Raw genomic sequence first — 7105 nt, forward strand, 5'->3', positions numbered from 1 at the left:
ATCTCGTTGCGCAGGCCCTTGGCGAACGACGGCCGCAGCGGCCGGTCGGTGAGCCGGCAGGTGAGGATCGCGTCCTCGCTGGGCCGGCCCTCGCGGCGGAAGAACGAGCCGGGGATCTTGCCCGCGGCGTACTGCCGCTCCTCGACGTCGACGGTCAGCGGGAAGAAGTCGAGGTGCTCGCGCGGTGCCTTCGAGGCGGTCGTCGCGGACAGCACCATCGTGTCGTCACCGAGGTAGGCGACGGCGGCGCCGGCGGCCTGCCGGGCCAGCCGGCCGGTCTCGAAACGGATCGTGCGGTCGCCGAGCGGGGTGGACAGCGTGGCGGTCGAGCGGTGAACGGTGTGGCCCTGCATGGGCATGCCTCCTGGGCGTCGGCCGGGGCCGCTGCGGCCGGAGGGATGCGGGCCGGTCTTCGATCGAAGCCCTCGGGACGCACCGCTGCGCGTCCCGAGAACCACTACCGAGGACCGGCGTCGTCACCCGGCTCTGTCGCCGCGGCTCCGGGCGGGCTACCGGCGCAGACCGAGTCGGTCGATGAGCGACCGGTAGCGGTTGATGTCGGTCTTGGCGAGGTAGTTGAGCAGCCGCCGGCGGCGGCCCACGAGCAGCAACAGCCCTCGCCGGCTGTGGTGGTCGTGCTTGTGGATCTTGAGGTGCTCGGTGAGGTCGGCGATCCGCTTCGTGAGCATCGCGACCTGCACCTCGGGCGAGCCCGTATCGCGCTCGACGGTCGCGTAGTCGGACATGATCTGGCTCTTCGTCGCACTGTCGAGCGGCACGGGACTCCTCGTGGGTGGGGGTGCGGCCCCCGGTCGTCACCACGGGGACGGACGGCGCACCGAACCCGGCCAGCCTAGCATCGGCGGACCGCAGGGGCCCGGGCGGTGATCACCGCCGGCCGGCGAGCAGCTCCCGGGTGCGGCGTACGTCGTCGTCGATCTGCGCGACGAGCGCGTCGACGCTGTCGAAGGCCAGCGTGTCGCGCAGCCGCTGCTCGAAGTCGACGGCGACGTGCTCGCCGTAGAGATCGACCTCGACGTCGAGCGCGTAGGCCTCGACCCTGCGCTCGCGGCCCTGGAAGGTCGGGTTGGTGCCGATCGAGATGGCGGCCGGCCAGCGCTCGCCGTGGTCGCTGCCGGAGCAGCGCTGCAGCCAGCCGGCGTAGATGCCGTCAGCGGGCACCGCGGCGTAGGGCGTGGGCTCGAGGTTGGCGGTCGGGAAGCCGAGGTCGCGGCCGCGGCGGTCGCCGCGCACGACGATGCCTTCGACGCGGTGCGGCCGGCCGAGCGCCACGGCGGCGGCGGCGACGTCTCCCGCGGCGACGCACGAGCGGACGTAGGTCGAGGACAAGCGGGTGTCGGCCCCGTCGACGGCCTCGACCAGCAGCGGCACGGGATCGGTGGCGAACCCGAAGCGCCGGCCGAGCTCGCGAAGGGTCTCGATGTCGCCCGCGATCTTGTGCCCGAACCGGAAGTTGTCGCCGACCACGACGGCGGCGGCGTGCAGCGAATCGACGAGCACCTCGTGCACGAAGTCGTCCGGAGCGAGCCGGGAGAACTCCGGCGTGAACGGCTGCACGCACATGACGTCGACGCCGAGCGCCTCGAGCAGCTCCGCCTTGAACGCGCTCGTCGAGAGCACCGCGGGATGGGTGCCGGGACGCAGCACCTCGCTCGGGTGCGGGTCGAAGGTGAGCACCACGCTCGGCAGCCCGGCGTCCCTGGCGCGGTCGACCGCCCGCCCGATGATCGCCTGATGGCCGCGGTGGACGCCGTCGAAGACGCCGATCGTGACCACGCAGCGCCCCCAGCTCGGCGGCACGCTGTCGAGACCGCGCCAGCGCAGCAACGTCCACTCCTCCCCTCGGCGGGTTCACCCTATTGGCCTTCGACGAGCCGCGATGATGGCGGCATGGACCTCGCCAGCCTGCTCGCCGACCAGCCCGACACCGCCGTCCCGACCGCACCCGCCGCCGTGGCGGCGGTCGTGCTGTTCGTCGTCGCGGGGGTCGTACGCCGGCTGGCCCGGGTCGCGATGCTCGCGCTGGCGGCCGGGGCCGGGGCGGCGGCCTACGCGGTCTGGCGCAGCGGCGCGCTCAGCTAACCCACGAACACCACGAGGGGGCGGGCCGCGCCGTCACGGTCCTCCACGAGCGCGAGCACCTGCCCGTCGGGGCCGAAGACGCCTACCGGTGCGTCGTGCCCGCTCGGCGACAACCTCCCGCCGTGGGCGACCGCGCGCGCCTCGTCCTCGCCGAGCTCGCGTCGACGGAACGCCGCCGCCACCGCGTCGCCGAGCGGCACCAGTGCGAAGTCCTCGGACAGCTCGTCGAGCGAACGCGCCACGTGGAGGCCGAAGCCGCCGACGCGGGTCCGTCGCAGCGCCGTGAGGTGACCGCCGCAGCCCAGCGCCGCGCCCAGGTCACGCGCGATCGCGCGCACGTAGGTGCCCGACGAGCAGGTGAGCTCCAGGTCGACGTCGACGACCGCCCCGGCCTCGTCACCGGTTCGGGTGCACCCGGTGAGCGCCAGGGCGTGCACGGTCACCCGGCGTGGCGGGAGCTCGACCTCCTCGCCGGCCCGGGCGCGGGCGTAGGAGCGGCGACCGGCGACCTTGATGGCGCTGTAGGCCGGTGGGACCTGGTCGATCTCCCCGGTGAGGCCGTCCAGCGCCCGGACGACCGCGGCGCGGTCGACGTCCCCGACGTCGGCGGCGGCCAGCGGCTCGCCCTCGGCGTCGTCGGTGCTCGTGGTGCGGCCGAGGCGGACCGTCGCCAGGTAGTCCTTCTCGCGCAGCGCGAGGTGCCCGAGCAGCCGGGTGGCGCGCCCGACGCCGACCACGAGCACGCCGGTGGCCATCGGGTCGAGGGTGCCGGCGTGGCCGACCCGGCGGGTACCCGCGAGGCGGCGCACCCGCGCGACCACGTCGTGGGAGGTCATCCCGGCGGGCTTGTCGACGACGACGAGCCCGTCGGGCGACGCCTCGCGCCCGGTCATCCGGCGAGCGGGCCGACTTCGGCCAGCATCTCCCGGAGCCGCTCGAGCGTGCGGCTGAGGTCGTCGGGCGAGGTGAACCCGGCGGCGAACCGGTGCCCGCCACCGCCGAGGGCGGCACAGACAGCCCCGACGTCGACGCGGCCCTTCGAACGGGTGGAGACCTTCAGCGCACCGTCGAGGTCCTCCTTGACGACGACCGCGACCTCGGCCTCGGCGGTCGTGCGCACGACGTCGATGACCGCCTCGACCTCGTCGATGCCGATGCCGTGCTCGCGCAGGTCGGCGGCCGTCGTCCACGTCCAGACCAGCCCGAGACCGGACACCTCGGCAGGTTCGAGCCGGGCCCTGCTGCAGGCCAGGCCGAGCAGCCGGACGTAGCCGTAGGGGTGGGTGTCCCAGATCGCGCGGGCGACCCGGTCGTGGGCGATGCCGGTCTCGAGCAGCCGCCGCGCGAGGTCGTGGACGGCCGGGGTCGTGGCGGCGTACTTGAACGAGCCGGTGTCGGTCGTCAGCCCGGTGTAGACGCAGGTCGCGATGTCGGCGTCGAGGCGTACGCCGAGCCGGCGCACGAGCTCCTCGACGACGACCGCCGTCGCCGCCGCGTGCGGGTCGACGAGCCGGATCGTGCCGAAGCCGTCCCCCCGCTCGTGGTGGTCGACCACGAGCACCTCGCCGGCCCGGCTGACCGTCGGGGCGAGCGCCGCGAGCCGGTCGACGCTCGACGTGTCGAGGGTGACGAGCAGGGCGGGAGCCGCGGGGAAGTCGGCCTCGCCGACCAGCAGCTCCTGGCCGGGCAGGTAGGAGTAGGTCGCCGGGACCTGGGGCGAGCCCGCGAACCCGCAACGGACCGGCACACCACGGGCCCGCAGCGCCAGGCCGAGGGCGAGCATCGAGCCGAGGGCGTCGCCGTCGGGGGCGACGTGACAGGCGAGCGCGACCTCGCCGGCCGTCTCGATGGCGGCCAGCGCCGCAGACCACACCGGCTCGGCGATGTCGACCGCGGGCGTCGGCGCAGCGCTCACGCCGGCGTCTCCGCGGTGGTAGGGCGGTGGGTCACGAAGCCTCCTCGTCGGCCTCGTCGTCGCCGCGGTAGGGGTTGGCCGCCCCGGCCGGTGTGGCGTTCGCGGCGGCCTGGTGCACCGCCTCGTCGGCGGCGTGCGCCCGCTCGATCAGCTCGTTGATGTGAGCGGCCTCGGCCGGCAACGCATCGAGAACGAACGTGAGGCTCGGTGTGTGCCGGATGCCGACCTCGCGACCGACGGTGGAGCGCAGCACACCCTTGGCGCTCTCCAGCGCGGCCGCGGACTCGGACCGCGCCCCCTCGTCGCCGTAGACCGTGTAGAAGACGGTGGCCTCGCGCAGGTCGGGCGTCACCCGGGCGTCGGTGATCGTCACCATCCCCAACCGGGGATCCTTGATCTGCCGGTCGAGCGTGGCGGCAACGATCTCCCTGATGCGTACGGCGAGGCGCCGTGCGCGCGCGACGTCGACCATGGCCTGCCCCTTCCCTTCATTCGTCTCCGTCACCGTGCAACCGCCGGCGCGCCGACAGCAGCTCGACCTCCGGCCGGCCCGCCACGAGCCGCTCGCACGCGTCGAGCACCTCGCCGCAGTGGGCTGCGTCGGCTGCGACCACCGCGACCCCGACCAGCGCCCGCCGGTGCAGGTCGAGGTGCCCGGTCTCCGCGGCACTGACGGCGAACCGGCGCCGCAGCTCCGCGACGATCGGGCGGACCACCGCCCGCTTGTCCTTGAGCGAATGCACGTCGCCGAGCAGCAGGTCGAGCGCAAGCGTCCCGGCGTACACCTAGACTCTCGGCTTTTCCCGCATCTCGTAGGTCTCGATGACGTCCTCGACCTTGATGTCGTTGTAGCCGATCCCGATGCCGCACTCGTAGCCCTCGGCGACCTCGCGGGCGTCGTCCTTGAAGCGGCGCAGCGACTCGACGGTGAGGTTGTCGGAGACCACGACGCCGTCGCGGACGAGACGCGCCTTGCTGTTGCGCACGATCGTGCCGGACCGGACGATGCTGCCAGCGACGTTGCCGATGCGCGGGACCTTGAAGACCTCGCGGACCTCGGCGGTGCCGAGCTGCACCTCCTCGAACTCCGGCTTGAGCATGCCCTTGAGCGCGCTCTCGACCTCCTCGATCGCCTGGTAGATGACCGAGTAGTAGCGGACGTCGACCTTCTCGCGCTCGGCGAGCTCGCGGGCCTTGCCCTCGGGCCGCACGTTGAACCCGATGATGATCGCGTCGGAGGCCTTCGCGAGGTTGATGTCGTTCTCGGTGATCGCGCCGACCCCACGGCCGATGATGCGCAGGCCGACCTCGTCCTCGGCGCCCACGTCGATCTGGAGCAGGGCGTCCTCGAGGGCCTCGACCGAACCGGACACGTCGCCCTTGAGGATGAGGTTGAGCTGGTCGATCTGGCCCTCCTGGATGCGCCGCAGCGCGTCCTCGAGGGTCATCCGGCCACGGCCCTTGGCCAGCTCCGCGAACCGCTCGCGGGCCTGCCGCTGGTCGGCGATCTGGCGCGCGACGCGGTCCTCCTGCACGACGAGGAAGTTGTCGCCCGCGTCGGGGACGCTGGTCAGGCCGAGCACCTGCACCGGCCGCGAGGGAGAGGCCTCCTCGACCGGGCCGCCGTTCTCGTCGAGCATCGCGCGGACCCGGCCGAAGGCCTCGCCGGCGACGATCGAGTCACCGATCCGCAGGGTGCCGCGCTGCACCAGCACGGTCGCGACCGGACCACGACCGCGGTCGAGGTGCGCCTCGATCGAGACGCCCTCGGCGGGACGGTCGGGGTTGGCCCGCAGGTCGAGGGCGGCGTCGGCGGTGAGCACGAGCGACTCGAGCAGCTGCTCGATGCCCTGGCCGGTGATCGCGGAGACGTCGACGAAGATCGTGTCGCCGCCGTACTCCTCCGCGACCAGGCCGTACTCGGTGAGCTGACCGCGGACCTTGGCCGGGTCGGCGCCCTCCTTGTCGACCTTGTTGACCGCCACCACGACCGGGACGTCGGCCGCCTGGGCGTGGTTGAGCGCCTCGATCGTCTGCGGCATCACGCCGTCGTCGGCCGCCACCACGAGGATCGCGATGTCGGTCACCTGCGCACCACGGGCACGCATGGCGGTGAACGCCTCGTGGCCCGGGGTGTCGATGAAGGTGATCATGCGGTCGTTGCCGTCGACGGTGGTGTGCACCTGGTAGGCGCCGATGTGCTGGGTGATGCCGCCCGCCTCGCGCGCCTGCACGTTGGCCGACCGGATCGCGTCGAGCAGCTTGGTCTTGCCGTGGTCGACGTGACCCATGACCGTGACGACCGGCGGCCGGGCGACGAGGTCGGCCTCGTCCTCGTCGGCGTCGAACTCGAGGTCGAAGCGCGCCAGGATCTCGGCGTCCTCCTCCTCGGGCGTGACGATCTTGACGTCCCAGCCGAGCTCGGTGCCCAGCAGCTGCAGGGTCTCCTCGGGAGCCGACTGGGTCGCGGTCACCATCTCGCCGAGCTGGGTGAAGACGACCTGCACGAGCGACGCCGGGTTGGCGCCGATCCGGTCGGCGAAGTCGGCCAGCGAGGCGCCCCGGGGCAGCCGCACGGTCTCGCCGTTGCCGCGCGGGACCGACACGCCGCCGATCGTCGGCGCCTGCATGTTGTCGAACTCTTGACGCCGCTGCTTCTTCGACTTGCGCCCACGCGCGGGCCGGCCACCGGGACCGCGCCCGAAGGCACCGGGGGCACCGCCGCGACCGCGCCCGCCACCCGTGCGGGGAGGGAAGCCGCCGCGCTGACCGGGCGCGCCGCCCGGAGCACCGCCGCCACCGGGACCGCCGGGACCGCCGCGGCCGCCGGCAGGAGCGCCACGGCCGGCACCCGGGCGTCCGGGCATGCCGCCGGGGCGCCCGCCGGGGGCAGGACGTCCCTGCGGGGGACGGGGCGGCATCATGCCGGGGCTCGGCCGGGCGCCGCCGGGCATCCCGGGCCGCGGCGGCATGCCGCCGGGACCGGGCCGGGCACCCGCGGGGCGCGGCATGCCGGGCCGCGGGGGCAGGCCGCCCGCGCCGGGCCGGACCGCGCCCGGGCGCGGCGGCGCGCCCATGCCGGAGCTG

At 74.0% G+C, this 7105-nt stretch carries 9 protein-coding genes; 1 reads left to right on the top strand and 8 read right to left on the bottom strand.

Features of this window, described 5'->3' with window-relative positions; genetic code table 11:
• The 3 genes from VFJ21_03865 to VFJ21_03875 form a co-directional block, all read right to left on the bottom strand.
• Nucleotides 1–353, bottom strand: a 353-nt coding sequence (locus VFJ21_03865; protein HET7406258.1) for a polyribonucleotide nucleotidyltransferase, incomplete at its 3' end; no start/stop codon positions are given.
• A 156-nt stretch (nucleotides 354–509) separates the two neighbouring features.
• On the bottom strand, nucleotides 510–779 hold the full coding sequence (rpsO, locus tag VFJ21_03870) for a 30S ribosomal protein S15 (GenBank protein ID HET7406259.1): 270 nt from the start codon (nucleotides 777–779) through the stop codon (nucleotides 510–512).
• A 109-nt stretch (nucleotides 780–888) separates the two neighbouring features.
• Entirely contained in the window at nucleotides 889–1848 is a 960-nt protein-coding gene (locus VFJ21_03875; protein ID HET7406260.1) for a bifunctional riboflavin kinase/FAD synthetase, read from the bottom strand.
• A gap of 63 nt (nucleotides 1849–1911) precedes the next feature.
• On the opposite strand from VFJ21_03875, the gene VFJ21_03880 reads away from it, so the two are divergent.
• Nucleotides 1912–2103 carry a hypothetical protein gene (locus tag VFJ21_03880; protein ID HET7406261.1) on the top strand — a complete coding sequence of 64 codons (192 nt, stop codon included), beginning with the start codon at nucleotides 1912–1914 and terminating at the stop codon, nucleotides 2101–2103.
• Here the strand turns inward: VFJ21_03880 and truB are convergent.
• The 5 genes from truB to infB all read right to left on the bottom strand — a co-directional run.
• On the bottom strand, nucleotides 2100–2996 hold the full coding sequence (truB, locus tag VFJ21_03885) for a tRNA pseudouridine(55) synthase TruB (protein HET7406262.1): 897 nt from the start codon (nucleotides 2994–2996) through the stop codon (nucleotides 2100–2102). The two genes, VFJ21_03880 and truB, sit on opposite strands and share 4 nt — an antisense overlap.
• Complete coding sequence (locus VFJ21_03890; protein ID HET7406263.1) at nucleotides 2993–4018, bottom strand: bifunctional oligoribonuclease/PAP phosphatase NrnA; 1026 nt, start codon at nucleotides 4016–4018, stop codon at nucleotides 2993–2995. Before VFJ21_03890 ends, truB begins: the two co-directional genes overlap by 4 nt.
• 31 nt (nucleotides 4019–4049) lie before the next feature.
• Nucleotides 4050–4490 carry a 30S ribosome-binding factor RbfA gene (rbfA, locus tag VFJ21_03895; GenBank protein HET7406264.1) on the bottom strand — a complete coding sequence of 147 codons (441 nt, stop codon included), beginning with the start codon at nucleotides 4488–4490 and terminating at the stop codon, nucleotides 4050–4052.
• A gap of 16 nt (nucleotides 4491–4506) precedes the next feature.
• Entirely contained in the window at nucleotides 4507–4803 is a 297-nt protein-coding gene (locus tag VFJ21_03900) for a DUF503 domain-containing protein (protein ID HET7406265.1), read from the bottom strand.
• Nucleotides 4804–7105, bottom strand: a 2302-nt coding sequence (infB, locus tag VFJ21_03905; GenBank protein ID HET7406266.1) for a translation initiation factor IF-2, incomplete at its 5' end; no start/stop codon positions are given.

This window comes from Mycobacteriales bacterium (assembly GCA_035690485.1).
GTDB lineage: Bacteria > Actinomycetota > Actinomycetes > JAFAQI01 > DASSKL01 > DASSKL01.